This window comes from Serratia sp. CC22-02, from assembly GCF_900182895.1.
Classification (GTDB): domain Bacteria; phylum Pseudomonadota; class Gammaproteobacteria; order Enterobacterales; family Enterobacteriaceae; genus Serratia; species Serratia nevei.
In genome coordinates this window covers 17,262-40,359 of the sequence record NZ_FXUD01000009.1, presented here as the reverse complement: position 1 = coordinate 40,359, position 23,098 = coordinate 17,262, and the positions used below count along the sequence as shown (strand labels likewise).

Sequence of the window (23,098 nt, the reverse complement as noted above, 5' to 3'; positions counted from 1 at the left end):
ATGGAAGGATCGACCTTACTGACCGCCATTTTACTGTTCCTGTTCGCCGCGGTGGTGACGGTGCCGATCGCCCGTCGCCTGGGGATCGGCGCGGTGCTGGGCTATCTGATCGCCGGCATCGCCATCGGCCCCTGGGGATTGGGCTTCATTCGCGACGTCGACGAGATCCTGCACTTCTCCGAGCTGGGCGTGGTGTTCCTGATGTTCATCATCGGCCTGGAGCTGAACCCCAGCAAGCTGTGGGAGCTGCGGCGTTCGATCTTCGGCGCCGGCGCCGGCCAGGTGTTGATCACCGCGGCGGTGCTGGGCGCGTTGCTGTACCTGACGCACTTCGCCTGGCAGGCGGCGGTGATCGGCGGTGTCGGCCTGGCGATGTCTTCCACCGCCATGGCGCTGCAGCTGATGCGCGAGAAGGGCATGAACCGCAACGAAGGGGGGCAGCTCGGCTTCTCGGTGCTGCTGTTCCAGGATATGGCGGTGATCCCGGCGCTGGCGCTGATCCCGATTCTGGCCGGCGCCGGCGGCACCAGCGACGACTGGGCGAAGATCGCGCTTAAGGTGGCGGCGTTCGGCGGCATGCTGATCGGCGGCCGTTTCCTGCTGCGGCCGCTGTTCCGCTATATCGCCGCTTCCGGCGTGCGCGAGATCTTCACCGCCGCGGCGCTGTTGCTGGTGCTCGGCTCGGCGCTGTTTATGGAAGCGCTCGGCCTGTCGATGGCGCTCGGCACCTTCATTGCCGGGGTGCTGCTGGCGGAGAGCGAATACCGCCACGAACTGGAAATTTCCATCGAGCCGTTTAAAGGGCTGCTGCTGGGGTTGTTCTTTATCTCGGTGGGCATGGTGTTGAATATCGGCGTGCTCTACACCCATCTGGCCGAGGTGTTGATCGGCGTGCTGGTGCTGGTGACGGTCAAATCCGGCGTGCTCTACGGCGTGTCGCGCCTGTTCGGCCTGCGCAGTTCGGTGCGGCTGCAGTTTGCCGGGGTGCTCAGCCAGGGCGGTGAGTTCGCCTTCGTGCTGTTTTCGGCGGCGGGCGCCCAAAAGGTGCTGCAGCCGGATCAACTCTCTTTGCTGCTGGTGGTGGTGACGCTGTCGATGATGACCACGCCGCTGTTGATGCAGGCCGTCGACCGCATTTTGGCGCGCCGCTATAACGCCAAAGACGAAGACGAGGAGACGCCGTACGTGGAAGATGACGATCCGCAGGTGATCATCGTCGGCTTCGGGCGTTTCGGCCAGGTGATCGGCCGCCTGTTGATGGCCAACAAAATGCGCATTACCGTTCTGGAGCGCGACGTCAGCGCCGTTGGCGTACTGCGGCGCTACGGCTACAAGGTTTATTACGGCGATGCCACCGAGCTGGAGCTGCTGCGCGCGGCGGGCGCCGAGAAGGCCAAGTCGATCGTGATCACCTGCAATGAGCCGGAAGACACCATGGAGATCGTGCGGCTGTGCCAGCAACACTTCCCGAACCTGAGCATTCTGGCGCGCGCGCGCGGCCGCGTGGAGGCGCATGAGTTGCTGCAGGCGGGGGTGAAACAGTTCAGCCGCGAAACCTTCTCCAGCGCGCTGGAACTGGGGCGCAAGGCGCTGATGGAGTTGGGGATGCACCCGCATCAGGCCTTCCGCGCCCAGCAGCATTTCCGCCGCCTGGATATGCGCATGCTGCGTGAACTGATGCCGCCGCATCAGGGCGATGTGGCGCAAATTTCCCGCGTGAAAGAGGCGCGGCGCGAGCTGGAAGAGCTGTTCCATCGCGAAATGCAAAAAGAAAGCCGCCAGTTCGACGGCTGGGACGAATACGAATAAGCGGGAGCATAACGATGTCTGCAACACGTAAAAGATTTATCGCCGGGGCGGTGTGCCCAAGCTGTAGCGCCATGGATACGCTGGCGGTATGGCGGGAGGATCAGGTGGAGGTGGTGGAGTGCGTCAAGTGCGGCCACCATCAGCGCCAGACCGAACAACAGGTGGAAAAACACGTTCGCCCGCAAGAGCAGGTGATCGGCATTTTCCAGCCGAAGTAGCGTTTTTTTATCCCGGAGGGTACAGCGAGGCAGATTTCCGTTACAATCTGTCCGGAAAAGGCGCGCATCCCGATAACGGTGTGCGTCCTAGTAGCCAACGGTAGGAGATATCATGAAAGTAGCAAAAGACTTGGTGGTCAGCCTGGCTTACCAAGTACGTACAGAAGACGGTGTTTTGGTTGATGAGTCTCCGGTGAGCGCACCGCTGGACTATCTGCACGGGCATGGTTCTCTGATCGCAGGTCTGGAAAAAGCACTCGAAGGCCACGACGTTGGCGATCGTTTTGACGTTCACGTCGGCGCGAACGACGCGTACGGCAACTACGACGAAAACCTGGTGCAACGCGTACCGAAAGACGTCTTCATGGGCGTTGACGAACTGCAGGTCGGCATGCGTTTCCTGGCTGACACCGATCAGGGCCCGGTACCGGTTGAAATCACCGAAGTTGACGGCGACCACGTGGTGGTTGACGGCAACCACATGCTGGCCGGCCAAAACCTGAACTTCAACGTGGAAGTTGTCGCGATCCGCGAAGCGACCGAAGAAGAACTGGCGCACGGCCACGTACACGGCGAGCACGACCATCACCACGAGCACGGTGAAGGCTGCTGCGGCGGTCACGGCCACAGCCACGATCACGACCATGGTCACGACCACGGTAAAGGTGGTTGCGGTAACGGCGGCTGCGGCTGCCACTAAGCAGAGCGCAGTGACGAGACAAGAGGGCGGCCATCGGCTGCCCTTTTTTATGCGCGGCGCACCGGGCGCCGAACGGCACAACAGGACATGCCATGGCCACCATGAAAGACGTTGCGCGCCGCGCCGGCGTTTCCACGGCCACCGTCAGCCGGGTGATCAATAATACCGCCTACGTTGAACCGGTGACCCGCGAACGCGTCGAGAAAGCGATGCGCGAGTTTAACTACCATCGCAACGCCGCCGCGCTGGCGCTGGCGAAAAGAAGCGGCAATATGCTGGGATTGCTGACCGGCAACCTCGACGATCCGTTTTTTTCACGCCTGGCGCGGGGCGTGGAAGACATCACGCGGCAGGCCGGCGTGCGGTTGATGTTGTGCAGCGGCGGGCATCAGGCCGAGCTGGAAAAAAGCGGCCTCGATTTTCTCATCAACCAGGGATGCGAAGCCATCGTGGCGCACGTCACGCGTATGGGGGAGGAGGAGCTGCTGCGCTACGCCGCCCACACGCCTGCGCTGGTGCTGATCAATCGTTATCTGCCCGCCATCGCCAACCGTTGCATCTGGCTCGACAACGCCAATGCGGCGCAGACGGCGACCGAGTTGCTCATACGCCAGGGGCATCGGAGAATTGCCTGCGTGACGGCGGATCTGCCGATCGACGACCGCGCGCAGCGGTTAGCGGGTTACCGCAAGGCCATGGCCGCCGCCGGCATTGAGGTACCCGGCAGCTGGATCATCAGCGTGCCCTTCAACGAGCGAGGGGGCGAACTGGCGGCCGAGCGCGTGCTGGCCAGCGACCCATGCTTCACCGCCGCAGTGACCTTCAACGACGTAATGGCCGCCGGCATGATGCGCACCTGCCACCAACGGCACATTCAGCTGCCTGAGGCGCTGTCGATCGTCGGTTTTGACGACATTGCCCTGGCGAAGTATCTCCACCCTGCGTTGACCACCGTGCATTATCCCATCGAGAAAATGGCTCGGCGTGCCGCGCGCCTGGCGCTACAGATCCACAGCGGCAGCGACGTCGCGCCACGGAACAACCGCTTTTCGGCCGAACTTATCCTGCGAGACTCTGTAGCCGACGGCGAACCGCATGAGCAAAGCAAGCGCGGCGAATGAGAGACGGCTCACACAACGCCATCTCATGAAACCGATTACATGGCCGGTTGCCTGCGCTCACATCCTCCGATTACCAAAGCCATTACGCTGTTGCAGTACCCCATCTTCAACAGGAGCCGTATATGGATAATAAGAAAACGCTCAACCTTGGGCTGGCGACGCTGCCGATTGTGGCCATGCTATTGCTGCTCATCATCGGCTATGGCCAGTTCGGCCTGCGCATTGAACCGCTGCTGCTGGTTTCCGCCGCCATCGCCGCCGCGTTAGCCTGGTGGCAAGGCTACCGCTGGGATGACATCATCGAGGCCATCGTGGCCAAGCTGGCGAAGGCGATGCCGGTTATCCTGATCCTGATCTGCGTGGGCGGCCTGATCGGCACCTGGATGATCAGCGGCACCATCCCTTACATGGTGTATTGGGGGCTGAAGCTGATCAGCCCGCAATACATTCTGATCGCCGCGTTCTTCATCACCAGCGTGATCTCGGTGTGCACCGGCACCTCGTGGGGGGCGGCCGGCACCGTGGGCGTGGCGCTGATGGGCGTGGCCGCCGGTCTGGACGTGCCGCTGGCCGCCGCGGCCGGGGCGGTGGTGTCCGGCGCTTACTTCGGCGACAAAATTTCGCCGTTGTCCGATTCGACGAACTTCGCGGCTATCGTTGCGGATACCGATCTCTACAGCCATATCCAGCATCTGATGTACACGACGCTGCCGAGTTTTATCCTGGCCGCCGTGGTGTACCTGATCGCCGGCCACACCGGTGCGGTGGGCAGCGTGGCAACGCCCGAGAAAGTGACCGAAATTGTCGGTGCGCTCGAGGGGCTGTACCACTTCAATCTGCTACTGATCCTGCCGCCGGTGCTGGTGCTGTGGGGCGCGGTGACCAAACGGCCGGTGATCCCCGTCATGCTGGCCGCCTGCGCGCTGGCGATCGCCATCGGCGTCGTGCTGCAGGGCTTTAGCCTGCAGCAGGGGCTGAATGCGTTGATGGACGGCTTCAATCTGTCGATGTTCGCCACTCAGGGCCATAACGTCGAAGGGATCGTCGCCGATGTGCCGCGCCTGCTGAACCGCGGCGGCATGTTCTCGATGATGAGTACGATCCTGCTGGTGTTCTGCGCCTTTTCCTTCGCCGGCGCCCTGACGCTGACCGGCGCGCTGACGGTGATCATCAGCCGGCTGCTGAAAGTAGTGCACACCACCGGCCAGCTGATCGCCGCCACCGTTGCCACCACTATCCTGGTGACCGGCGCGACCAGCGACGGCAAGCTGGCGCTGCTGATCCCGGCGGAGCTGTTCAAAGGGGCCTATCGACGCATGGGGCTGGACAACAAAAATCTGTCGCGCACCGTCGAAGATGCGGGCACCGTCATCGAACCGCTGATCCCGTGGACGGCCGCCGGCATTTACATGGCCACCACGCTGGGGGTCAGCACCCTCGATCTGCTGCCGTGGGCGATCCAATGTTATGCCGCGGTGGTGTTCGCCCTGATTTATGGGTTTACCGGCTTCGGTATCGCCAAACTCCAACCTCAGAACGACTTGCAGCGTAAGGAAGCCTGACATGACGAGTCATTTCAACGCCATCATCGATCGCCACAACACCGGCTCCGTGAAGTGGGACTTCATCGACCGCTATCTGCAACTGGACGGCAGTGAACTGTTGCCGATGTGGGTGTCCGATTTCGACTTTCCGTGCCCGCCGGAGGTGCAGCAGGCGCTGCATCAGCGGGTGGACCACGGCGTCTTTGGCTACAGCGAACGCGACGACGCTTACTATGAGGCGGCGATCGACTGGTTTGCCAAGCGGCACGGCTTGCCGCTGCGGCGCGAATGGTTCACGTCGATTGAAGGGGTAGTGCCGGGGTTGGCGATGCTGATCCAACTGCTCAGCAGGCCGGGGGATGGCGTGGTGGTGCAGGGGCCGTACTATGGCTCGTTCGCCAAGATAGTCACCATGAACGGCAGAGAGGTGATTGAAAACCCGCTGCTGGAAACCCCGCAGGGATACCGGATCGATTTCGACCAGCTGGCCGCCTGTCTGGCGCAGCGTAAACCGCCGCTGTTGTTACTGTGCAATCCGCACAACCCGACCGGCCGTTGCTGGCGCCGTGATGAACTGGAGCGGCTCATGGCGCTCTGCCACGCCCACGACGTCACGGTGATCTCCGATGAAATTTGGGCCGATCTGCTGCTGCCCGGCGAGACGTTTACGTCGGTGTTGCATCTGGGCGAGGAATATCGCGAGCGGGTCATTGCGGCGACGTCCGCCAGCAAAACGTTCGGCCTTTCCTCGCTGCGCATTTCGAATTTCCTGATCCCCAATGCCCGGCTTCGGCAGGCGTTTGTCGATCGGCTGAACGCCCACGGGCTGGATGTGTTCAACGCGCTGTCGATGACGGCGGCGACCGCGGCCTATCAACGGGGCGCGGCCTGGCTTGATGAGCTGCTCGACTACCTGGCGGAGAACCGGCGTTGGTTTAAGCAGGCGCTGGCGGACGCCGCGCCCTGGTGCACGATGACCCAGGCTGAAGGGACCTATCTCGCCTGGCTGGATTGCCGCTCGCTGAGTTTGAACGATGCTGACTTGCAGCAGGCGCTGGTGGCGGTGGCGAAGCTGGCGCCGTCGATGGGCAGCGGTTTCGGCCCGCAGGGGAGCGGTTTTATCCGCATCAACCTGGGATGCCCGCGCCGGTATCTCGAGCGTGCCGTCGCAGGGCTGGCACGCCTGAAATAACCGCATGGCGGGCCCTCAATAGTGCGGCGGAGGCGTTTCTTCCGATTGCGAGGCGATCATTGAGGTTTGGGTCGAGCGCAGCTTGTCGGTCAACATGCGCAGATGTTCGCGCATCTTCAGCATTTCCATTTGATGCTGGATGACGGTCTGGTTGAGCTCTTCGATGGTGAGCTCTTGGAAGGCCTGACGGCTCTCCAGTTCTTCAAGCCGCTGTAGCAGGCGTTGAGTGTCGGCGTTGTGCATGAGGCTACCTCTGACGCGATAAAATCCTGATTCGGCGCTATGGTAACAGCTGGCGCCGGGTTTGCTCGCGCTATTTCTCCAGACGGCGCGCAACGTTGCGATCGGCAGTGTAAAGTGCTGAAAAGTTGCGCGCCTGATACGCCGTTTTTTGCTAACCTCGCCGAATATTCTGCAAGAAAAATCTGATTTATCATGCGAGTAGCACGCGGTGGGAAACTTCTTGGCAAAGCGGGAGTCACACTTTGACTCGATTGGTTACCTGTGCGACTGTTTTGTTTTGTTTCAGGCAGCTATAGTAGCCCGGTTATCTTACCTAATGATTGTTTGGGGCATTGCTTCAGACACTGGAGAAATGGATGAAATCTTTGTTTAAAGTCACGCTTCTGGCAACCACCATGGCTTTTGCTCTGAATGCGACCCAGGTCATGGCAGCCGATGCCGCCAAACCGGCAGAAGCCGCTAAACCAGCGGACGCGGCAGCAGCACCGAGCACCGGCAAGTTCAAAAACGACGACGAGCAAGCGGCTTACGCACTGGGCGCCTCTCTCGGTCGTTACATGGACAACTCTCTGAAAGAGCAAGAGAAGCTGGGCATCAAGCTGGACAAAGATCAGCTGATCGCCGGCGTTCAGGACGCGTTCGCCAACAAGAGCAAGCTGAACGATGCCGACATCGAGAAGACCCTGCAGGGCTTCGAAGCGCGCGTGAAGGCTTCCGCTCAGGCGAAGATGGAACAGGACGCCAAGGACAACGAAACCAAAGGCGCCAAGTACCGCGACAGCTTCGCTAAAGAAAAAGGCGTGAAGAAAACCGAATCCGGCCTGCTGTACCAGGTAGAGAAACCGGGCGCGGGTGAAGCACCGAAAGACAGCGACACCGTGGTAGTGAACTACAAAGGCACCCTGACCGACGGTACCGAGTTCGATAACTCCTACACCCGCGGCGAGCCGCTGTCGTTCCGTCTGGACGGCGTGATCCCAGGCTGGACCGAAGGCCTGAAGCACATCAAGAAAGGCGGCAAAATCAAGCTGGTGATCCCACCGGCGCTGGCCTACGGTAAAACCGGCGTTCCGGGCATCCCGGCTAACTCCACGCTGGTCTTCGACGTTGAGCTGCTGGACGTGAAAGCGGCGCCGAAAGCCGACGCGAAAGCTGAAAAACCGGCTGACGCGAAAGCCGCTACCAAAGCGAAATAACATCGTCGCTCTGTTTGCCACCGCCGCGGATGCCCTCCGCGGCGGTTTTCATTTCGGCAGCCGCCGCCTCTCTCTCCATTGAACGCTTGACGCCTGCCGGGCATCGGGCTTAACGTCAATACCACGCGCAAACGCAAGGACTTTGCTCCGGCCGCTTTGCTAGACTAATAATTCTGATTTATCAGTCATGCGTCTGCCCCTTAGGGCGTGTACCTAAAATTGTTCCCGGCCGCCTCGCCCGCGGATGTCATCGTGCCGTTTGATGCCGCTCTCAGCCGGCCGCGCTGCGGCGTGCCGACGACGGCAGCGATCCGGTCCGAGCGGTTTTAGCTGCGCCCCCTGGCACAGGCGATCTATGAGGGTGGTATCTTCGATGTCGAATTCGCTTTTATCCAGCGAAGCCAGCGAACTTGATTTGCTGAATGAACGTCCGTTTACTCAAACGGATCATGAAATCCTGAAATCCTATGAAGCGGTGGTCGACGGGCTGGCGATGTTGATCGGTGGCCACTGCGAGATCGTACTGCACGCGCTGGAAGACCTGAACAGCTCTGCGGTACGCATCGCCAACGGTGAACATACCGGGCGTAAAATCGGCTCGCCGATCACCGACCTGGCCCTGCGCATGCTGCACGACATGGCCGGCGACGACAGCAGCGTGTCGAAAGCCTACTTTACCCGCGCCAAGAGCGGCGTGTTGATGAAGTCGGTGACCATCGCCATTCGCAATCGCGAGCAGCGGGTGATCGGCTTGCTGTGCATCAACATGAACCTCGACGTGCCGTTCTCGCAGATCATGCAGACCTTTATGCCGCCGGCCACGCAGGACGTGCCGTCGTCGGTGAATTTCGCTTCTTCCGTCGACGATCTGGTGGCGCAGACGCTGGAGTTCACCATCGAAGAGGTGAACGCCGACCGCTCGGTGTCCAATAACGCCAAGAATCGTCAGGTGGTGCTCAATCTCTATGAGAAAGGCATCTTCGACATCAAGGATGCGATCAACCAGGTGGCGGATCGCCTGAATATCTCCAAACACACCGTGTATCTGTACATCCGCCAGTTCAAGAGCGGCGATCTGTTGGGAAGCGACCGTTGATGCTCGATTATTGCCTGTTGGTCACCGGCCCGGCTTACGGCACGCAGCAGGCCAGCAGCGCCTATCAGTTCGCTCAGGCTTTGCTGGCGAAAGGGCACCGGCTTTCCAGCGTTTTTTTCTACCGTGAAGGGGTGTTGAACGCCAACCAGCTGACCGCGCCGGCCAGCGACGAGTTCGACCTGGTGCGCGGCTGGGCGCAGCTGGCGCAGCAACACGGCGTGGCGCTCAACGTCTGCGTTGCTGCTGCGCTGCGCCGTGGCGTCACCGACGAGCAGGAGGCGGCGCAGCAGGGGCTGGCAAGCGCCAACCTGCAGCCCGGTTTTACCCTGAGCGGGCTGGGTTCCCTGGCCGAAGCGTCGCTGAGTTGCGACCGTCTGGTGCAGTTCTGAGGATATGATGAAACGAGTCGCTTTTGTTTTCACCCACGGGCCGCACGGCGGCGCCGGCGGCAGGGAAGGGCTGGATGCGCTGCTCGCCACGTCGGCGCTCAGCGAAGACTTGGGAGTGTTTTTTGTCGGCGATGGCGTATTGCAGCTGTTGCCGGGCCAGCAACCGGAAAAGATTTTGGCGCGCAATTACATTGCCACCTTCGGCGTGCTGCCGCTGTATGACGTGGAGCGCTGCTATCTGTGCCAGGCTTCGCTGCAGGAGCGTGGGCTGAGCCAGGTGACCGATTGGGTGCTGAACGCCGAGGTGCTGGCGCCGGACGAACTGCGCCGCGAACTGGCCGGCTACGACGCTGTGATGACGTTTTAGGATCCTCTGATGCTATATACCCTGAGCCATTCGCCAAACCAATGTGACTTACCTGCGCTGCTGCGCCTGACGGCCGAGGGCGACGCGCTGCTGCTGCTGCAGGACGGCGTGCTTGCCGGCCTTGCCGGCAGCGCCCATCTTGAATTGCTGCTCGCCGCCCCCATATCCCTTTACGCGCTGCAGGACGACCTGGAAGCTCGGGGATTGGTTGGCCATTTTTCGCACAAAATCACTGTCGTCGGCTATAATCACTTCGTTGAATTAACCGAACAACACCGCAGCCAAATGGCCTGGTGATGAGAGTGATGTTGTATATTTCTTGACACCCATACTGGTCAGCCCTAAAATTCTGCGTCCTCGTACTTTGCCAATAGTGCATACGAGGGGATTTATCACATGTTTACGAAGCTAGTACGAAGCAAAAACCAGGAGCTTTTTTAATGGCAACAATTAACCAGCTGGTTCGCAAACCACGCTCTGTGAAGGCTGCTAAAAGCAACGTTCCAGCGCTGGAAGCCTGCCCGCAGAAACGTGGCGTATGCACCCGCGTATACACCACTACCCCGAAAAAACCAAACTCCGCACTGCGTAAAGTTTGCCGTGTGCGTTTGACCAACGGTTTCGAAGTAACTTCCTACATCGGTGGCGAAGGCCACAACCTGCAGGAACACTCCGTAATCCTGATCCGTGGCGGTCGTGTAAAAGACCTGCCAGGTGTGCGTTACCACACCGTCCGTGGTGCACTTGACTGCTCCGGTGTTAAAGACCGTAAGCAAGCTCGTTCCAAGTACGGCGTGAAGAAGCCAAAGGCTTAATGGTTCTCCGTTAAGTAAGGCCAAACGTTTTAACTTTAATGTCAAAATAAACTCGTAGAGTTTTGGACAATCCTGAATTAACAACGGAGTATTTCCATGCCACGTCGTCGCGTAATCGGCCAACGTAAAATCCTGCCAGATCCTAAGTTCGGATCTGAGCTGCTGGCCAAATTTGTAAATATCCTGATGGTAGACGGTAAAAAATCTACTGCAGAAGCAATCGTCTATACCGCGCTGGAGACCCTGGCTCAGCGTTCTGGTAAAGATCACCTGGAAGCTTTCGAAGTCGCTCTCGACAACGTTCGCCCGACTGTAGAAGTTAAGTCGCGTCGCGTTGGCGGTTCTACTTATCAGGTACCAGTTGAAGTCCGCCCGGTTCGTCGTAATGCTCTGGCAATGCGTTGGATCGTTGATGCTGCACGTAAACGCGGTGATAAATCCATGGCTCTGCGCCTGGCGAACGAGCTGTCTGACGCAGCAGAGAACAAAGGTTCTGCTGTTAAGAAGCGTGAAGACGTTCACCGTATGGCCGAAGCCAACAAGGCGTTCGCCCACTACCGCTGGTAATCACCCGGCTGTAGTCATGCTAACCAAGCGGGCGCGTCAAATCGGCCCGCTTGGGTTAACTGAACTTGAACGCCCTAGGAATAGAGGAATCAAATGGCTCGTACAACACCCATTGCACGCTACCGCAACATCGGTATCAGTGCTCACATCGACGCCGGTAAAACCACCACTACCGAACGTATTCTGTTCTACACCGGTGTAAACCACAAAATCGGTGAAGTTCATGACGGCGCTGCCACCATGGACTGGATGGAACAGGAGCAGGAGCGTGGTATTACCATCACTTCTGCAGCGACTACTGCTTTCTGGTCTGGTATGGCCAAGCAGTTCGAACCGCATCGCGTAAACATCATCGACACCCCAGGGCACGTTGACTTCACCATCGAAGTAGAACGTTCCATGCGTGTGCTGGATGGCGCGGTAATGGTTTACTGTGCTGTTGGTGGTGTTCAGCCACAGTCTGAAACCGTATGGCGTCAGGCTAACAAATACAAAGTGCCACGTATCGCGTTCGTTAACAAAATGGACCGTATGGGTGCTAACTTCCTGAAAGTTGTTGGCCAGATCAAATCTCGTCTGGGCGCTAACCCTGTTCCTCTGCAGCTGGCTATCGGCGCAGAAGACAAATTCACCGGCGTTATCGACCTGGTGAAGATGAAGGCGATCAACTGGAACGAAGAAGACGCAGGCGTAACCTTCGAATACGAAGACGTGCCGGCTGACATGATGGATCTGGCTGAAGAATGGCGCCAGAACCTGATCGAGTCCGCTGCGGAAGCTTCCGAAGAGCTGATGGAAAAATACCTGGGCGGCGAAGAGCTGACCGAGGAAGAAATCAAATCCGCTCTGCGTCAGCGCGTGCTGAACAACGAAATCATCCTGGTTACCTGTGGTTCTGCGTTCAAGAACAAAGGCGTACAGGCGATGCTGGATGCGGTAATCGAATACCTGCCAGCACCAACTGACGTTCCTGCGATCAACGGTATCCTGGACGACGGTAAAGACACTCCGGCTGAGCGTCACGCAAGTGATGACGAGCCGTTCTCTGCGCTGGCGTTCAAAATCGCAACCGACCCGTTCGTGGGTAACCTGACCTTCTTCCGCGTGTACTCCGGCGTTGTTAACTCCGGCGACACCGTGCTGAACTCCGTTAAGGCTGCGCGTGAGCGTTTCGGCCGTATCGTTCAGATGCACGCCAACAAGCGTGAAGAGATCAAAGAAGTTCGCGCAGGCGACATCGCCGCTGCGATCGGTCTGAAAGACGTGACCACCGGGGACACCCTGTGTGACCCAGACTCTCCAATCATCCTGGAGCGTATGGAATTCCCTGAGCCGGTAATCTCTATCGCCGTTGAACCGAAAACCAAAGCTGACCAGGAAAAAATGGGTCTGGCTCTGGGCCGTCTGGCTAAAGAAGACCCGTCATTCCGCGTATGGACTGACGAAGAGTCTAACCAGACCATCATCGCCGGTATGGGTGAACTGCACCTCGACATCATCGTTGACCGCATGAAGCGTGAATTCAACGTTGAAGCTAACGTGGGCAAACCTCAGGTAGCTTACCGCGAAGCGATTCGCGCGAAGATTACCGATGTTGAAGGTAAGCACGCCAAGCAGTCTGGTGGTCGCGGTCAGTACGGTCACGTTGTGATCGACATGTACCCACTGGAGCCGGGCTCTAACCCGAAAGGTTACGAGTTCATCAACGACATCAAAGGTGGTGTAATTCCTGGCGAATACATCCCTGCCGTTGATAAAGGCATCCAGGAGCAGCTGAAGTCTGGTCCGTTGGCTGGTTACCCGGTAGTAGACATGGGTATTCGTCTGCACTTCGGTTCTTACCACGACGTTGACTCCTCTGAACTGGCGTTTAAACTGGCCGCGTCTATCGCCTTTAAAGAAGGCTTTAAGAAAGCGAAACCAGTTCTGCTTGAGCCTATCATGAAGGTTGAAGTTGAGACTCCAGAAGAGAACACCGGTGACGTTATCGGTGACTTGAGCCGTCGTCGCGGCATGCTGCGCGGTCAGGAATCTGAAGTGACTGGCGTTAAGATCCACGCTGAAGTACCGTTGTCCGAAATGTTCGGCTACGCAACTCAGCTGCGTTCTCTGACTAAAGGTCGCGCATCATACACCATGGAATTCCTGAAGTATGATGATGCACCGAACAACGTCGCTCAGGCCGTAATCGAAGCCCGTGGCAAATAAGCCGCAGGGTTAAAACCAAAGTCCCGTGCTCTCTCCAGAAGGGGAGAGCGCTATAGTAAGGAATATAGCCGTGTCTAAAGAAAAATTTGAACGTACAAAACCGCACGTTAACGTTGGTACTATCGGCCACGTTGACCACGGTAAAACTACCCTGACTGCAGCGATCACCACCGTACTGGCTAAAACCTACGGCGGTTCTGCACGTGCTTTCGACCAGATCGATAACGCGCCAGAAGAAAAAGCTCGTGGTATCACCATCAACACCTCTCACGTTGAATATGACACCCCGACTCGTCACTACGCGCACGTTGACTGCCCAGGGCACGCCGACTACGTGAAAAACATGATCACCGGTGCTGCTCAGATGGACGGCGCGATCCTGGTAGTAGCTGCGACTGACGGCCCAATGCCTCAGACCCGTGAGCACATCCTGCTGGGTCGTCAGGTTGGCGTTCCTTTCATCATCGTATTCATGAACAAATGCGACATGGTAGATGATGAAGAGCTGCTGGAACTGGTAGAAATGGAAGTTCGCGAACTGCTGTCCGCTTACGACTTCCCAGGCGACGACCTGCCGGTAATCCGCGGTTCCGCGCTGAAAGCGCTGGAAGGCGAAGCTGAGTGGGAAGCGAAAATCATCGAACTGGCCGAAGCCCTGGACAGCTACATCCCAGAGCCAGAGCGTGCTATCGACAAGCCGTTCCTGCTGCCAATCGAAGACGTATTCTCCATCTCCGGTCGTGGTACCGTTGTTACCGGTCGTGTTGAGCGCGGTATCATCAAAGTTGGCGAAGAAGTTGAAATCGTTGGTATCAAAGACACCGTTAAGTCTACCTGTACTGGCGTTGAAATGTTCCGCAAACTGCTGGACGAAGGCCGTGCTGGTGAGAACGTAGGTGTTCTGCTGCGTGGTATCAAACGTGAAGAAATCGAACGTGGTCAGGTACTGGCTAAGCCAGGCTCCATCAAGCCGCACACCCAGTTCGAATCTGAAGTGTACATCCTGAGCAAAGATGAAGGTGGTCGTCACACGCCATTCTTCAAAGGCTACCGTCCACAGTTCTACTTCCGTACTACTGACGTGACCGGTACCATCGAACTGCCAGAAGGCGTAGAGATGGTAATGCCAGGCGACAACGTGAACATGGTTGTAACCCTGATTCACCCAATCGCGATGGACGACGGTCTGCGTTTCGCAATCCGTGAAGGCGGCCGTACTGTAGGCGCTGGTGTTGTTGCTAAAGTTATCGCTTAATCGCGAATAATTTTTCGACACAAAAAGGGCACTTCGGTGCCCTTTTTTTATGCAATTTGTTCAAATCTTAATTGAAATAAAAACCATTCCTATTTAGACTCAATGCATTGGTTAAGAAGTGAGTCTCTCTATGTATGTATGTCTGTGTAATGCGGTGACTGACAAAGCGATCCGTAATGCGGTGCGTCAGCACAATCCCCATACCATGAAGCAGCTGCGTGAACTTGTGCCGATTGGTACCGATTGTGGAAAGTGCATTCGTCAGGCAAGACAGATTATGGTGGAGGAACGCGGAACTATCATCCCAATGCATGAAGTTGCCTAACAAAGGGTAAGGTTATTTTTGACTCTTGGCTTACAGGTTCTACACTTTTAGAACTGGCCAGGAGGAGTTACCTATGAAAGGCGATAAAAAGATCATTGCTCACCTCAACAAGCTGCTCGGCAACGAGCTGGTTGCCATCAATCAATATTTCCTGCACGCCCGCATGTTCAAGAATTGGGGCTTAATGCGCCTCAACGACAAGGAATACCACGAGTCGATCGACGAAATGAAGCATGCCGATCGCTACATTGAGCGTATCCTGTTCCTGGAAGGGCTCCCTAACCTGCAGGATCTCGGCAAGCTGAACATCGGCGAAGACATTGAAGAGATGCTGCGTTCCGATCTGGCGCTGGAGCTGGCAGGCGCTAAAAACCTGCGTGAAGGTATCGCCTATGCCGACTCGATTCATGATTACGTCAGCCGCGATTTGATGATCGATATCCTGGCTGATGAAGAAGAGCATATCGACTGGCTGGAAACCGAGCTGGACCTCATCGCTCGCCTCGGTATTCAAAACTATGCCCAGGCCCAGGTTCTAGAGCGCAAAGAGTAAGCCTGTCTTCCGTTCGTCATCGTCTCTCCTGCCGGCGGCCGTTTTTACGGTGGGGCAGGGGAGCTTCCCCGCCAAGCATAATTCATACCCTGCTAGCCGTCCTCATCTCGCGACTGCCGCTGAACGCGCAAAAATGACGATTTCCTGAGCATATTTCCAACTGCGGCTTGCTTCCTGGGCCATTTTGCGTATAATGCGCGGGCTTACCTAATCTTGGTAAGCCTGATTTTAGCGAATCAGTCGATTGGCAGGCCTTTTTTGCCTTTCGAACAATACTCCCGATATGGGGGTTATATGTTGACGATTACACTCCCCCATCAATCGAAATGGGTGTGAGGAGTAATTATTTACGTTTATAAATAATTGGAGCTCTGGTCTCATGCAGAACCAAAGAATCCGTATCCGCCTGAAAGCGTTTGATCATCGTCTGATCGATCAATCAACCGCGGAAATCGTCGAGACTGCAAAGCGCACTGGTGCGCAAGTCCGTGGTCCGATCCCGCTGCCAACTCGCAAAGAGCGCTTTACCGTTCTGATCTCTCCGCACGTCAACAAAGACGCGCGCGATCAGTACGAGATTCGCACTCACAAGCGTCTGGTTGACATCGTTGAGCCAACCGAGAAAACCGTTGATGCTCTGATGCGTCTGGATCTGGCTGCCGGTGTAGACGTGCAGATCAGCCTGGGTTAATCAGGTCATTGAGCGATTGAGAGGTTGAAACAATGATTGGTTTAGTCGGTAAAAAAGTGGGTATGACCCGTATCTTCACTGAAGATGGCGTTTCTATCCCAGTAACCGTAATTGAAATTGAAGCGAACCGCGTGACTCAGGTTAAAAGCCTGGACACCGACGGTTACCGTGCCGTTCAGGTTACCACTGGTAGCAAAAAAGCTAACCGTGTAACCAAGCCGGAAGCGGGCCATTTCGCTAAAGCTGGCGTTGAAGCTGGCCGTGGTCTGTGGGAATTCCGCCTGGAAGAAGGTCAAGAATTCGCTGCAGGTCAGGAAATTAGCGTAGAAATCTTCGCTGACGTTAAAAAAGTCGATGTTACCGGTACTTCTAAAGGTAAAGGTTTTGCTGGCACTGTTAAGCGCTGGAACTTCCGTACCCAAGACGCTACCCACGGTAACTCCTTGTCTCACCGCGTTCCGGGTTCTATCGGTCAGAACCAGACTCCGGGCAAAGTGTTCAAAGGCAAGAAAATGGCTGGCCACCTGGGTGATGAGCGCGTAACCGTTCAAAGCCTGGACGTAGTACGTGTTGACGCTGAGCGCAACCTGCTGCTGGTTAAGGGTGCTGTACCGGGCGCAACCGGTGGCAACCTGATCGTTAAACCAGCTGTGAAGGCGTAAGGGGATAGCAATGGAATTAGTATTGAAAGACGCGCAAAGCGCGCTGACTGTTTCCGAAACTACCTTCGGTCGTGATTTCAACGAAGCGCTGGTACACCAGGTTGTTGTTGCTTATGCAGCAGGTGCCCGTCAAGGTACTCGTGCTCAGAAGACCCGTGCTGAAGTAACTGGTTCCGGCAAAAAGCCATGGCGTCAGAAAGGCACCGGCCGTGCGCGTTCAGGTTCTGTAAAGAGCCCGATCTGGCGTTCAGGCGGCGTGACCTTTGCTGCTAAGCCACAGGACCACAGTCAGAAAGTAAACAAAAAGATGTACCGCGGCGCGCTGAAAAGCATCCTGTCCGAACTGGTACGTCAAGATCGTCTGATCGTTGTCGAGAAGTTCTCTGTAGAAGCGCCTAAAACTAAGCTGCTGGCACAGAAACTGAAAGATATGGCTCTGGAAGACGTGCTGATCGTGACCGGTGAACTGGATGAGAATCTGTTCCTGGCAGCTCGCAACCTGTACAAGGTTGACGTGCGCGATGTAGCAGGTATCGATCCGGTTAGCCTGATCGCCTTCGACAAAGTGGTTATGACTGCTGATGCTGTGAAGCAAGTTGAGGAGATGCTGGCATGATCCGTGAAGAACGTTTGCTGAAAGTGCTGCGTGCACCGCACGTATCTGAAAAAGCATCCGCTGCGATGGAAAAAAGCAACACCATCGTTCTCAAAGTTGCCAAAGACGCGACCAAAGCAGAAATCAAAGCTGCAGTGCAGAAACTGTTTGAAGTCGAAGTCAAAGACGTGAACACCCTGGTAGTTAAAGGGAAAGTGAAGCGTCACGGTCAGCGTGTTGGTCGTCGTAGCGACTGGAAAAAAGCTTACGTCACCCTGAAAGAAGGCCAGAATCTGGACTTCATCGGCGGCGCAGAGTAAGTCGGAGGAGTAAGAACAATGGCAATTGTTAAATGTAAACCTACATCTCCGGGTCGTCGCCACGTTGTTAAAGTGGTTAACCCTGAGCTGCACAAGGGTAAACCTTATGCCCCGCTGCTGGAAAAACTGAGCAAAAGCGGTGGTCGTAACAACAATGGCCGTATCACCACCCGTCATATCGGTGGTGGCCACAAGCAACATTATCGTCTGGTTGACTTCAAGCGCAACAAAGACGGTATCCCTGCTGTGGTTGAGCGTCTGGAGTACGATCCGAACCGTTCCGCGAACATCGCGCTGGTTCTGTACAAAGACGGCGAACGCCGTTACATCCTGGCGCCGAAAGGCCTGAAAGCTGGTGACCAGATTCAATCTGGCGTTGATGCTGCAATCAAAGCGGGTAACACCCTGCCGATGCGCAACATTCCAGTTGGTTCAACGGTTCACAACGTAGAAATGAAACCAGGTAAAGGCGGCCAGATGGCTCGCTCCGCTGGCGCCTACGTTCAGATCGTTGCTCGTGATGGTTCCTACGTAACTCTGCGTCTGCGCTCCGGCGAAATGCGTAAAGTTCCAGCTGATTGCCGCGCCACCCTGGGTGAAGTCGGTAACGCTGAACACATGCTTCGCGTTCTGGGTAAAGCAGGTGCTGCACGTTGGCGTGGTGTTCGTCCTACCGTTCGCGGTACGGCGATGAACCCGGTAGATCACCCGCACGGTGGTGGTGAAGGTCGTAACTTTGGTAAGCACCCGGTAACTCCGTGGGGCGTTCAGACCAAAGGTAAGAAGACCCGTAGCAACAAGCGTACTGATAAGTTCATCGTACGTCGCCGTAGCAAAAAATAATTAGAGGATAAGCCATGCCACGTTCTCTCAAGAAAGGTCCTTTTATTGACCTGCACTTGCTGAAGAAGGTAGAGAAAGCGGTGGAAAGCGGTGACAAGAAGCCTTTGCGCACTTGGTCCCGTCGTTCAACGATCTTTCCTAACATGATCGGTTTGACCATCGCTGTCCATAATGGTCGTCAGCACGTACCAGTGTTCGTTTCCGATGAAATGGTCGGTCACAAACTGGGTGAATTCGCGCCGACTCGTACTTATCGCGGCCATGCGGCTGATAAAAAAGCTAAAAAGCGCTAAGGTAGGAGGAAGAGATGGAAACTATCGCTAAACATCGCCACGCTCGTTCTTCTGCTCAGAAGGTTCGCCTTGTTGCTGACCTGATTCGCGGTAAGAAAGTGTCGCAAGCTCTGGAAACTCTGACCTACACCAACAAGAAAGCTGCTGGTCTGGTTAAGAAAGTGCTGGAGTCTGCCATTGCTAACGCAGAACACAACGATGGCGCTGACATCGATGATCTGAAAGTTACGAAAATCTTCGTAGACGAAGGCCCAAGCATGAAGCGCATTATGCCGCGTGCAAAAGGTCGTGCAGATCGCATCCTGAAGCGCACCAGCCACATTACTGTGGTTGTGTCCGATCGCTGAGACTCTGGAGACTAGCAATGGGTCAGAAAGTACATCCTAATGGTATTCGCCTGGGTATTGTCAAACCTTGGAACTCTACTTGGTATGCGAATACCAAAGAATTCGCTGACAACCTGGACAGCGACTTTAAAGTTCGTCAATTCCTGACTAAGGAACTGTCGAAAGCTTCCGTTTCTCGCATCGTTATCGAGCGTCCTGCGAAGAGCATCCGTGTGACCATTCACACTGCTCGCCCAGGCATCGTTATCGGCAAGAAAGGTGAAGACGTCGAAAAACTGCGCAAGGTCGTAGCGGACATCGCTGGCGTTCCTGCACAGATCAACATCGCCGAAGTCCGTAAACCGGAACTCGACGCTAAATTGGTTGCTGACAGCATCACTTCTCAGCTGGAACGTCGCGTTATGTTCCGTCGTGCTATGAAGCGTGCAGTACAGAACGCAATGCGTCTTGGCGCTAAAGGTATCAAAGTTGAAGTAAGCGGCCGTCTTGGCGGCGCTGAAATCGCACGTACCGAATGGTACCGCGAAGGTCGTGTTCCATTGCACACTCTGCGTGCGGACATCGACTACAACACATCTGAAGCGCACACCACTTATGGTGTAATCGGCGTTAAGGTATGGATCTTCAAAGGTGAGATCCTGGGTGGTATGGCTGCAGTTGAACAACCGGAACCGGCTGCTCAACCTAAAAAGCAGCAGCGTAAAGGCCGCAAGTAAGGAGAGTCGCTGATGTTACAACCAAAGCGTACAAAATTCCGTAAGGTGCACAAGGGCCGCAACCGTGGTCTGGCGCAAGGTACGGATGTTAGCTTCGGCACTTTCGGTCTGAAAGCTGTTGGCCGTGGCCGTCTGACTGCTCGTCAAATCGAAGCAGCTCGTCGTGCAATGACTCGTGCAGTTAAGCGTCAAGGCAAGATCTGGATCCGTGTATTCCCGGACAAACCGATCACCGAGAAGCCGCTGGAAGTGCGTATGGGTAAAGGTAAGGGTAACGTGGAGTATTGGGTTGCCCTGATCCAGCCTGGTAAGGTCCTGTACGAAATGGACGGCGTGCCAGAAGAGGTTGCCCGCGAGGCATTCAAACTGGCAGCAGCGAAACTGCCGATCAAAACCACCTTTGTAACTAAGACGGTGATGTAATGAAAGCACAAGAGCTGCGTGAAAAAAGCGTTGAAGAGCTGAATGCCGAGCTGCTCAACCTGCTGCGTGAGCAATTCAACTTGCGCATGCAGGCGGCCAGTGGCCAGCTGCAACAAACTCACCTGTTGAAACAAGTGCGTCGTGACGTCGCACGCGTTAAGACTTTACTGACTCAAAAGGCGGGTGTGTAAATGACTGAAGTTATCCGTACCCTGCAGGGTCGTGTTGTTAGCGATAAAATGGAGAAATCCATCGTTGTTGCTATCGAGCGTACTGTGAAGCACCCGATCTACGGGAAATTCATCAAACGTACGACCAAGCTGCACGTACATGACGAGAACAACGAATGTGGTACCGGCGACGTGGTGGAAATCCGCGAATGCCGCCCACTGTCCAAGACTAAGTCCTGGACGTTGGTTCGCGTTGTAGAGAAAGCGATTCTGTAATAGAGTAGCTGGCTCTCACTTAATAAACGGCTCAGAAAATGAGCCGTTTATTTTTTCTACCCATACCAAGTAAGCGGTGTTATAATGCTGCGCCCTCGGTTATGGGGCTTTTCAACGGCCTAATTTTTACTTGGGTCTTTAAAGTAGTAGTTGACATTAGCGGAGCACTAAAATGATCCAAGAACAGACTATGCTGAACGTCGCCGACAACTCCGGTGCACGTCGCGTAATGTGTATCAAGGTTCTAGGTGGCTCGCACCGTCGCTACGCAGGCGTCGGCGACATCATCAAAATTACCATCAAGGAAGCAATTCCTCGCGGTAAGGTGAAGAAAGGCGATGTTCTGAAGGCGGTAGTGGTGCGCACCAAGAAGGGTGTACGTCGCCCGGACGGTTCTGTCATTCGCTTCGATGGCAATGCATGCGTTATTTTGAACAATAACAGCGAGCAGCCTATCGGTACGCGTATTTTTGGGCCGGTAACTCGTGAACTGCGTAATGAGAAGTTCATGAAAATTATCTCTCTGGCACCAGAAGTACTCTAAGGAGCGAACATGGCAGCGAAGATCCGTCGTGATGACGAAGTTATCGTGATTACCGGGAAAGACAAAGGTAAGCGCGGTAAAGTAAAAAATGTCCTGTCTGCTGGCAAGGTCATTGTTGAAGGCATCAACCTGGTTAAGAAACACCAGAAGCCGGTTCCGGCTCTGAACCAACCAGGCGGCATTGTTGAAAAAGAAGCTGCAATTCAGGTTTCTAACATTGCTATCTTCAACGCGGCTACCGGCAAGGCTGACCGTGTAGGCTTTAGATTCGAAGAGGGCAAAAAAGTCCGTTTCTTCAAGTCTAACAGCGAAACTATCAAGTAATTTGGAGTAATACGATGGCGAAACTGCATGATTACTACAAAGACGAGGTAGTCAAACAACTGATGTCTCAGTTTGATTACAACTCTGTCATGCAAGTCCCTCGGGTCGAGAAGATCACCCTGAACATGGGTGTTGGTGAAGCGATTGCTGACAAGAAACTGCTGGATAACGCCGCAGCGGACCTGGCAGCCATCTCCGGTCAAAAACCGCTGATCACCAAAGCCCGCAAATCTGTTGCAGGCTTCAAAATCCGTCAGGGCTATCCGATCGGCTGTAAAGTAACTCTGCGTGGCGAACGCATGTGGGAGTTCTTTGAGCGCCTGATCTCCATTGCTGTTCCACGTATCCGTGACTTCCGTGGCCTGTCCGCCAAGTCATTCGATGGTCGTGGCAACTACAGCATGGGCGTGCGTGAGCAAATCATCTTCCCAGAAATCGACTACGACAAAGTCGATCGCGTTCGTGGTTTGGATATTACCATTACCACTACTGCGAAATCTGATGATGAAGGCCGCGCGCTGCTGGCTGCTTTTAACTTCCCGTTCCGCAAGTAAGGCAGGGTTACTGATGGCTAAGCAATCAATGAAAGCACGCGAAGTCAAGCGCGTGAAATTAGCTGACAAGTTCTTTGCAAAACGCGTTGAACTGAAAGCTATTATCTCTGATGTGAACGCGTCCGATGAAGATCGTTGGGATGCCGTTCTCAAGCTGCAAACTCTGCCGCGTGATTCCAGCCCGTCTCGTCAGCGTAAACGCTGCCGCCAAACTGGCCGTCCACATGGTTATGTGGGCAAATTCGGGTTGAGCCGTATTAAGCTTCGTGAAGCCGCTATGCGCGGTGAAGTACCAGGCTTGAAAAAGGCTAGCTGGTAATTACCAATTGAATCACGGGAGTAAAGACAGATGAGCATGCAAGATCCGATCGCGGATATGCTGACCCGTATCCGTAACGGTCAAGCCGCGAACAAAGTTGCGGTCACCATGCCTTCCTCCAAGCTGAAAGTGGCAATTGCCAACGTGCTGAAGGAAGAAGGTTTTATTGAAGATTTCAAAATCGAAGGCGACGCCAAGCCTGTTCTGGAACTGGTACTGAAGTACTTCCAGGGCAAAGCTGTGGTAGAAAGCATTCAACGTATCAGCCGTCCAGGTCTGCGCATCTACAAGAAAAAAGATGAGCTGCCAAAAGTTATGGCCGGTTTGGGTATCGCTGTTGTTTCTACCTCTAAAGGTGTTATGACCGATCGTGCAGCTCGCCAGGCTGGTCTTGGTGGCGAGATTATCTGCTACGTAGCTTAA

The 23,098-nt window shown here is 55.6% G+C and carries 34 protein-coding genes; 33 read left to right on the top strand and 1 reads right to left on the bottom strand.

What is annotated here, in order from left to right; genetic code table 11:
- From kefB to QOL81_RS22630, 6 genes are all read left to right on the top strand, one after another.
- The gene (gene kefB, locus QOL81_RS22655; RefSeq protein ID WP_169318808.1) at positions 1-1,809 is read left to right on the top strand and encodes a glutathione-regulated potassium-efflux system protein KefB; all 1,809 of its coding nucleotides are present in this window, start codon (positions 1-3) and stop codon (positions 1,807-1,809) included.
- Positions 1,810-1,823: 14 nt separating this feature from the next.
- Positions 1,824-2,027 (top strand): YheV family putative zinc ribbon protein, encoded by a 204-nt coding sequence (locus QOL81_RS22650; RefSeq protein WP_015379274.1) that lies wholly within the window; start codon positions 1,824-1,826, stop codon positions 2,025-2,027.
- Between the two features lie 112 nt (positions 2,028-2,139).
- Positions 2,140-2,727 (top strand): peptidylprolyl isomerase, encoded by a 588-nt coding sequence (slyD, locus tag QOL81_RS22645; RefSeq protein ID WP_038878063.1) that lies wholly within the window; start codon positions 2,140-2,142, stop codon positions 2,725-2,727.
- A gap of 92 nt (positions 2,728-2,819) precedes the next feature.
- A complete protein-coding gene (locus QOL81_RS22640; protein ID WP_102985419.1) occupies positions 2,820-3,848 on the top strand; it encodes a LacI family DNA-binding transcriptional regulator in 1,029 nt (342 codons plus the stop codon).
- Positions 3,849-3,970: 122 nt separating this feature from the next.
- Entirely contained in the window at positions 3,971-5,410 is a 1,440-nt protein-coding gene (gene nhaC, locus QOL81_RS22635; RefSeq protein ID WP_060424576.1) for a Na+/H+ antiporter NhaC, read from the top strand.
- A 1-nt stretch (position 5,411) separates the two neighbouring features.
- On the top strand, positions 5,412-6,584 hold the full coding sequence (locus QOL81_RS22630) for a MalY/PatB family protein (RefSeq protein ID WP_060424580.1): 1,173 nt from the start codon (positions 5,412-5,414) through the stop codon (positions 6,582-6,584).
- Positions 6,585-6,599: 15 nt separating this feature from the next.
- Here the strand turns inward: QOL81_RS22630 and QOL81_RS22625 are convergent, their stop codons facing one another.
- Positions 6,600-6,827: a SlyX family protein gene (locus tag QOL81_RS22625; RefSeq protein WP_033649297.1), complete on the bottom strand. Its 228-nt coding sequence runs from the start codon at positions 6,825-6,827 to the stop codon at positions 6,600-6,602.
- Positions 6,828-7,183: 356 nt separating this feature from the next.
- On the opposite strand from QOL81_RS22625, the gene fkpA reads away from it, so the two are divergent.
- From fkpA to rpsH, 27 genes are all read left to right on the top strand, one after another.
- Positions 7,184-8,023: an FKBP-type peptidyl-prolyl cis-trans isomerase gene (fkpA, locus tag QOL81_RS22620; protein ID WP_038878056.1), complete on the top strand. Its 840-nt coding sequence runs from the start codon at positions 7,184-7,186 to the stop codon at positions 8,021-8,023.
- 373 nt (positions 8,024-8,396) lie between these two features.
- Positions 8,397-9,119 carry a helix-turn-helix transcriptional regulator gene (locus QOL81_RS22615; RefSeq protein WP_004930418.1) on the top strand — a complete coding sequence of 241 codons (723 nt, stop codon included), beginning with the start codon at positions 8,397-8,399 and terminating at the stop codon, positions 9,117-9,119.
- Entirely contained in the window at positions 9,119-9,508 is a 390-nt protein-coding gene (tusD, locus tag QOL81_RS22610; protein ID WP_015379269.1) for a sulfurtransferase complex subunit TusD, read from the top strand. Before QOL81_RS22615 ends, tusD begins: the two co-directional genes overlap by 1 nt.
- Positions 9,509-9,515: 7 nt before the next feature.
- A complete protein-coding gene (gene tusC / locus QOL81_RS22605; RefSeq protein WP_070914501.1) occupies positions 9,516-9,875 on the top strand; it encodes a sulfurtransferase complex subunit TusC in 360 nt (119 codons plus the stop codon).
- Positions 9,876-9,884: 9 nt separating this feature from the next.
- Positions 9,885-10,172 (top strand): sulfurtransferase complex subunit TusB, encoded by a 288-nt coding sequence (tusB, locus tag QOL81_RS22600; protein ID WP_019456119.1) that lies wholly within the window; start codon positions 9,885-9,887, stop codon positions 10,170-10,172.
- Between the two features lie 143 nt (positions 10,173-10,315).
- Complete coding sequence (gene rpsL, locus QOL81_RS22595) at positions 10,316-10,690, top strand: 30S ribosomal protein S12 (RefSeq protein WP_004930426.1); 375 nt, start codon at positions 10,316-10,318, stop codon at positions 10,688-10,690.
- A gap of 96 nt (positions 10,691-10,786) precedes the next feature.
- Positions 10,787-11,257 (top strand): 30S ribosomal protein S7, encoded by a 471-nt coding sequence (rpsG, locus tag QOL81_RS22590; RefSeq protein WP_004956203.1) that lies wholly within the window; start codon positions 10,787-10,789, stop codon positions 11,255-11,257.
- Between the two features lie 93 nt (positions 11,258-11,350).
- Complete coding sequence (fusA, locus tag QOL81_RS22585; protein WP_028127620.1) at positions 11,351-13,465, top strand: elongation factor G; 2,115 nt, start codon at positions 11,351-11,353, stop codon at positions 13,463-13,465.
- A gap of 70 nt (positions 13,466-13,535) precedes the next feature.
- Complete coding sequence (gene tuf, locus QOL81_RS22580) at positions 13,536-14,720, top strand: elongation factor Tu (protein WP_015376315.1); 1,185 nt, start codon at positions 13,536-13,538, stop codon at positions 14,718-14,720.
- 130 nt (positions 14,721-14,850) lie between these two features.
- Complete coding sequence (gene bfd, locus QOL81_RS22575; protein WP_015379266.1) at positions 14,851-15,045, top strand: bacterioferritin-associated ferredoxin; 195 nt, start codon at positions 14,851-14,853, stop codon at positions 15,043-15,045.
- A 73-nt stretch (positions 15,046-15,118) separates the two neighbouring features.
- Positions 15,119-15,598: a bacterioferritin gene (gene bfr, locus QOL81_RS22570; protein ID WP_060424586.1), complete on the top strand. Its 480-nt coding sequence runs from the start codon at positions 15,119-15,121 to the stop codon at positions 15,596-15,598.
- A gap of 379 nt (positions 15,599-15,977) precedes the next feature.
- Complete coding sequence (gene rpsJ, locus QOL81_RS22565) at positions 15,978-16,289, top strand: 30S ribosomal protein S10 (protein ID WP_001181005.1); 312 nt, start codon at positions 15,978-15,980, stop codon at positions 16,287-16,289.
- 32 nt (positions 16,290-16,321) lie between these two features.
- Complete coding sequence (gene rplC, locus QOL81_RS22560; RefSeq protein WP_015379265.1) at positions 16,322-16,951, top strand: 50S ribosomal protein L3; 630 nt, start codon at positions 16,322-16,324, stop codon at positions 16,949-16,951.
- Between the two features lie 10 nt (positions 16,952-16,961).
- The gene (gene rplD, locus QOL81_RS22555; RefSeq protein ID WP_004929779.1) at positions 16,962-17,567 is read left to right on the top strand and encodes a 50S ribosomal protein L4; all 606 of its coding nucleotides are present in this window, start codon (positions 16,962-16,964) and stop codon (positions 17,565-17,567) included.
- Positions 17,564-17,866, top strand: a complete 303-nt coding sequence (gene rplW / locus QOL81_RS22550; protein WP_004929776.1) for a 50S ribosomal protein L23 — start codon at positions 17,564-17,566, stop codon at positions 17,864-17,866. Before rplD ends, rplW begins: the two co-directional genes overlap by 4 nt.
- A gap of 18 nt (positions 17,867-17,884) precedes the next feature.
- On the top strand, positions 17,885-18,709 hold the full coding sequence (gene rplB / locus QOL81_RS22545; RefSeq protein ID WP_004929775.1) for a 50S ribosomal protein L2: 825 nt from the start codon (positions 17,885-17,887) through the stop codon (positions 18,707-18,709).
- 14 nt (positions 18,710-18,723) lie between these two features.
- Positions 18,724-19,002 carry a 30S ribosomal protein S19 gene (rpsS, locus tag QOL81_RS22540; protein WP_004929772.1) on the top strand — a complete coding sequence of 93 codons (279 nt, stop codon included), beginning with the start codon at positions 18,724-18,726 and terminating at the stop codon, positions 19,000-19,002.
- A gap of 14 nt (positions 19,003-19,016) precedes the next feature.
- Positions 19,017-19,349 carry a 50S ribosomal protein L22 gene (rplV, locus tag QOL81_RS22535; protein WP_002223844.1) on the top strand — a complete coding sequence of 111 codons (333 nt, stop codon included), beginning with the start codon at positions 19,017-19,019 and terminating at the stop codon, positions 19,347-19,349.
- 17 nt (positions 19,350-19,366) lie between these two features.
- On the top strand, positions 19,367-20,065 hold the full coding sequence (gene rpsC / locus QOL81_RS22530) for a 30S ribosomal protein S3 (RefSeq protein WP_004929766.1): 699 nt from the start codon (positions 19,367-19,369) through the stop codon (positions 20,063-20,065).
- A gap of 12 nt (positions 20,066-20,077) precedes the next feature.
- Positions 20,078-20,488, top strand: coding sequence for a 50S ribosomal protein L16 (gene rplP / locus QOL81_RS22525; protein ID WP_004929764.1), 411 nt, complete (start codon positions 20,078-20,080; stop codon positions 20,486-20,488).
- Positions 20,488-20,679 carry a 50S ribosomal protein L29 gene (gene rpmC / locus QOL81_RS22520; RefSeq protein WP_004929762.1) on the top strand — a complete coding sequence of 64 codons (192 nt, stop codon included), beginning with the start codon at positions 20,488-20,490 and terminating at the stop codon, positions 20,677-20,679. Before rplP ends, rpmC begins: the two co-directional genes overlap by 1 nt.
- Positions 20,680-20,934 carry a 30S ribosomal protein S17 gene (rpsQ, locus tag QOL81_RS22515; RefSeq protein ID WP_004929760.1) on the top strand — a complete coding sequence of 85 codons (255 nt, stop codon included), beginning with the start codon at positions 20,680-20,682 and terminating at the stop codon, positions 20,932-20,934.
- Positions 20,935-21,106: 172 nt separating this feature from the next.
- Positions 21,107-21,478 (top strand): 50S ribosomal protein L14, encoded by a 372-nt coding sequence (rplN, locus tag QOL81_RS22510; RefSeq protein WP_000613954.1) that lies wholly within the window; start codon positions 21,107-21,109, stop codon positions 21,476-21,478.
- Positions 21,479-21,487: 9 nt separating this feature from the next.
- A complete protein-coding gene (gene rplX, locus QOL81_RS22505) occupies positions 21,488-21,802 on the top strand; it encodes a 50S ribosomal protein L24 (RefSeq protein ID WP_019456185.1) in 315 nt (104 codons plus the stop codon).
- Positions 21,803-21,816: 14 nt separating this feature from the next.
- The gene (gene rplE, locus QOL81_RS22500; RefSeq protein ID WP_004929756.1) at positions 21,817-22,356 is read left to right on the top strand and encodes a 50S ribosomal protein L5; all 540 of its coding nucleotides are present in this window, start codon (positions 21,817-21,819) and stop codon (positions 22,354-22,356) included.
- A gap of 13 nt (positions 22,357-22,369) precedes the next feature.
- Positions 22,370-22,675, top strand: coding sequence for a 30S ribosomal protein S14 (rpsN, locus tag QOL81_RS22495; protein ID WP_019456186.1), 306 nt, complete (start codon positions 22,370-22,372; stop codon positions 22,673-22,675).
- Between the two features lie 30 nt (positions 22,676-22,705).
- Positions 22,706-23,098 (top strand): 30S ribosomal protein S8, encoded by a 393-nt coding sequence (gene rpsH, locus QOL81_RS22490; RefSeq protein WP_004929753.1) that lies wholly within the window; start codon positions 22,706-22,708, stop codon positions 23,096-23,098.

Excerpts from the sequence above, each read along its gene's own strand:
- kefB (WP_169318808.1), top strand. The coding sequence starts at position 1 with ATGGAAGGATCGACCTTACTGACCGCCATTTTACTGTTCCTGTTCGCC.
- QOL81_RS22650 (WP_015379274.1), top strand. The coding sequence starts at position 1,824 with ATGTCTGCAACACGTAAAAGATTTATCGCCGGGGCGGTGTGCCCAAGC.
- slyD (WP_038878063.1), top strand. The coding sequence starts at position 2,140 with ATGAAAGTAGCAAAAGACTTGGTGGTCAGCCTGGCTTACCAAGTACGT.
- QOL81_RS22640 (WP_102985419.1), top strand. The coding sequence starts at position 2,820 with ATGGCCACCATGAAAGACGTTGCGCGCCGCGCCGGCGTTTCCACGGCC.
- nhaC (WP_060424576.1), top strand. The coding sequence starts at position 3,971 with ATGGATAATAAGAAAACGCTCAACCTTGGGCTGGCGACGCTGCCGATT.
- QOL81_RS22630 (WP_060424580.1), top strand. The coding sequence starts at position 5,412 with ATGACGAGTCATTTCAACGCCATCATCGATCGCCACAACACCGGCTCC.
- QOL81_RS22625 (WP_033649297.1), bottom strand. The coding sequence starts at position 6,827 with ATGCACAACGCCGACACTCAACGCCTGCTACAGCGGCTTGAAGAACTG.
- fkpA (WP_038878056.1), top strand. The coding sequence starts at position 7,184 with ATGAAATCTTTGTTTAAAGTCACGCTTCTGGCAACCACCATGGCTTTT.
- QOL81_RS22615 (WP_004930418.1), top strand. The coding sequence starts at position 8,397 with ATGTCGAATTCGCTTTTATCCAGCGAAGCCAGCGAACTTGATTTGCTG.
- tusD (WP_015379269.1), top strand. The coding sequence starts at position 9,119 with ATGCTCGATTATTGCCTGTTGGTCACCGGCCCGGCTTACGGCACGCAG.
- tusC (WP_070914501.1), top strand. The coding sequence starts at position 9,516 with ATGAAACGAGTCGCTTTTGTTTTCACCCACGGGCCGCACGGCGGCGCC.
- tusB (WP_019456119.1), top strand. The coding sequence starts at position 9,885 with ATGCTATATACCCTGAGCCATTCGCCAAACCAATGTGACTTACCTGCG.
- rpsL (WP_004930426.1), top strand. The coding sequence starts at position 10,316 with ATGGCAACAATTAACCAGCTGGTTCGCAAACCACGCTCTGTGAAGGCT.
- rpsG (WP_004956203.1), top strand. The coding sequence starts at position 10,787 with ATGCCACGTCGTCGCGTAATCGGCCAACGTAAAATCCTGCCAGATCCT.
- fusA (WP_028127620.1), top strand. The coding sequence starts at position 11,351 with ATGGCTCGTACAACACCCATTGCACGCTACCGCAACATCGGTATCAGT.
- bfd (WP_015379266.1), top strand. The coding sequence starts at position 14,851 with ATGTATGTATGTCTGTGTAATGCGGTGACTGACAAAGCGATCCGTAAT.
- bfr (WP_060424586.1), top strand. The coding sequence starts at position 15,119 with ATGAAAGGCGATAAAAAGATCATTGCTCACCTCAACAAGCTGCTCGGC.
- rpsJ (WP_001181005.1), top strand. The coding sequence starts at position 15,978 with ATGCAGAACCAAAGAATCCGTATCCGCCTGAAAGCGTTTGATCATCGT.
- rplC (WP_015379265.1), top strand. The coding sequence starts at position 16,322 with ATGATTGGTTTAGTCGGTAAAAAAGTGGGTATGACCCGTATCTTCACT.
- rplD (WP_004929779.1), top strand. The coding sequence starts at position 16,962 with ATGGAATTAGTATTGAAAGACGCGCAAAGCGCGCTGACTGTTTCCGAA.
- rplW (WP_004929776.1), top strand. The coding sequence starts at position 17,564 with ATGATCCGTGAAGAACGTTTGCTGAAAGTGCTGCGTGCACCGCACGTA.
- rplB (WP_004929775.1), top strand. The coding sequence starts at position 17,885 with ATGGCAATTGTTAAATGTAAACCTACATCTCCGGGTCGTCGCCACGTT.
- rpsS (WP_004929772.1), top strand. The coding sequence starts at position 18,724 with ATGCCACGTTCTCTCAAGAAAGGTCCTTTTATTGACCTGCACTTGCTG.
- rplV (WP_002223844.1), top strand. The coding sequence starts at position 19,017 with ATGGAAACTATCGCTAAACATCGCCACGCTCGTTCTTCTGCTCAGAAG.
- rpsC (WP_004929766.1), top strand. The coding sequence starts at position 19,367 with ATGGGTCAGAAAGTACATCCTAATGGTATTCGCCTGGGTATTGTCAAA.
- rplP (WP_004929764.1), top strand. The coding sequence starts at position 20,078 with ATGTTACAACCAAAGCGTACAAAATTCCGTAAGGTGCACAAGGGCCGC.
- rpmC (WP_004929762.1), top strand. The coding sequence starts at position 20,488 with ATGAAAGCACAAGAGCTGCGTGAAAAAAGCGTTGAAGAGCTGAATGCC.
- rpsQ (WP_004929760.1), top strand. The coding sequence starts at position 20,680 with ATGACTGAAGTTATCCGTACCCTGCAGGGTCGTGTTGTTAGCGATAAA.
- rplN (WP_000613954.1), top strand. The coding sequence starts at position 21,107 with ATGATCCAAGAACAGACTATGCTGAACGTCGCCGACAACTCCGGTGCA.
- rplX (WP_019456185.1), top strand. The coding sequence starts at position 21,488 with ATGGCAGCGAAGATCCGTCGTGATGACGAAGTTATCGTGATTACCGGG.
- rplE (WP_004929756.1), top strand. The coding sequence starts at position 21,817 with ATGGCGAAACTGCATGATTACTACAAAGACGAGGTAGTCAAACAACTG.
- rpsN (WP_019456186.1), top strand. The coding sequence starts at position 22,370 with ATGGCTAAGCAATCAATGAAAGCACGCGAAGTCAAGCGCGTGAAATTA.
- rpsH (WP_004929753.1), top strand. The coding sequence starts at position 22,706 with ATGAGCATGCAAGATCCGATCGCGGATATGCTGACCCGTATCCGTAAC.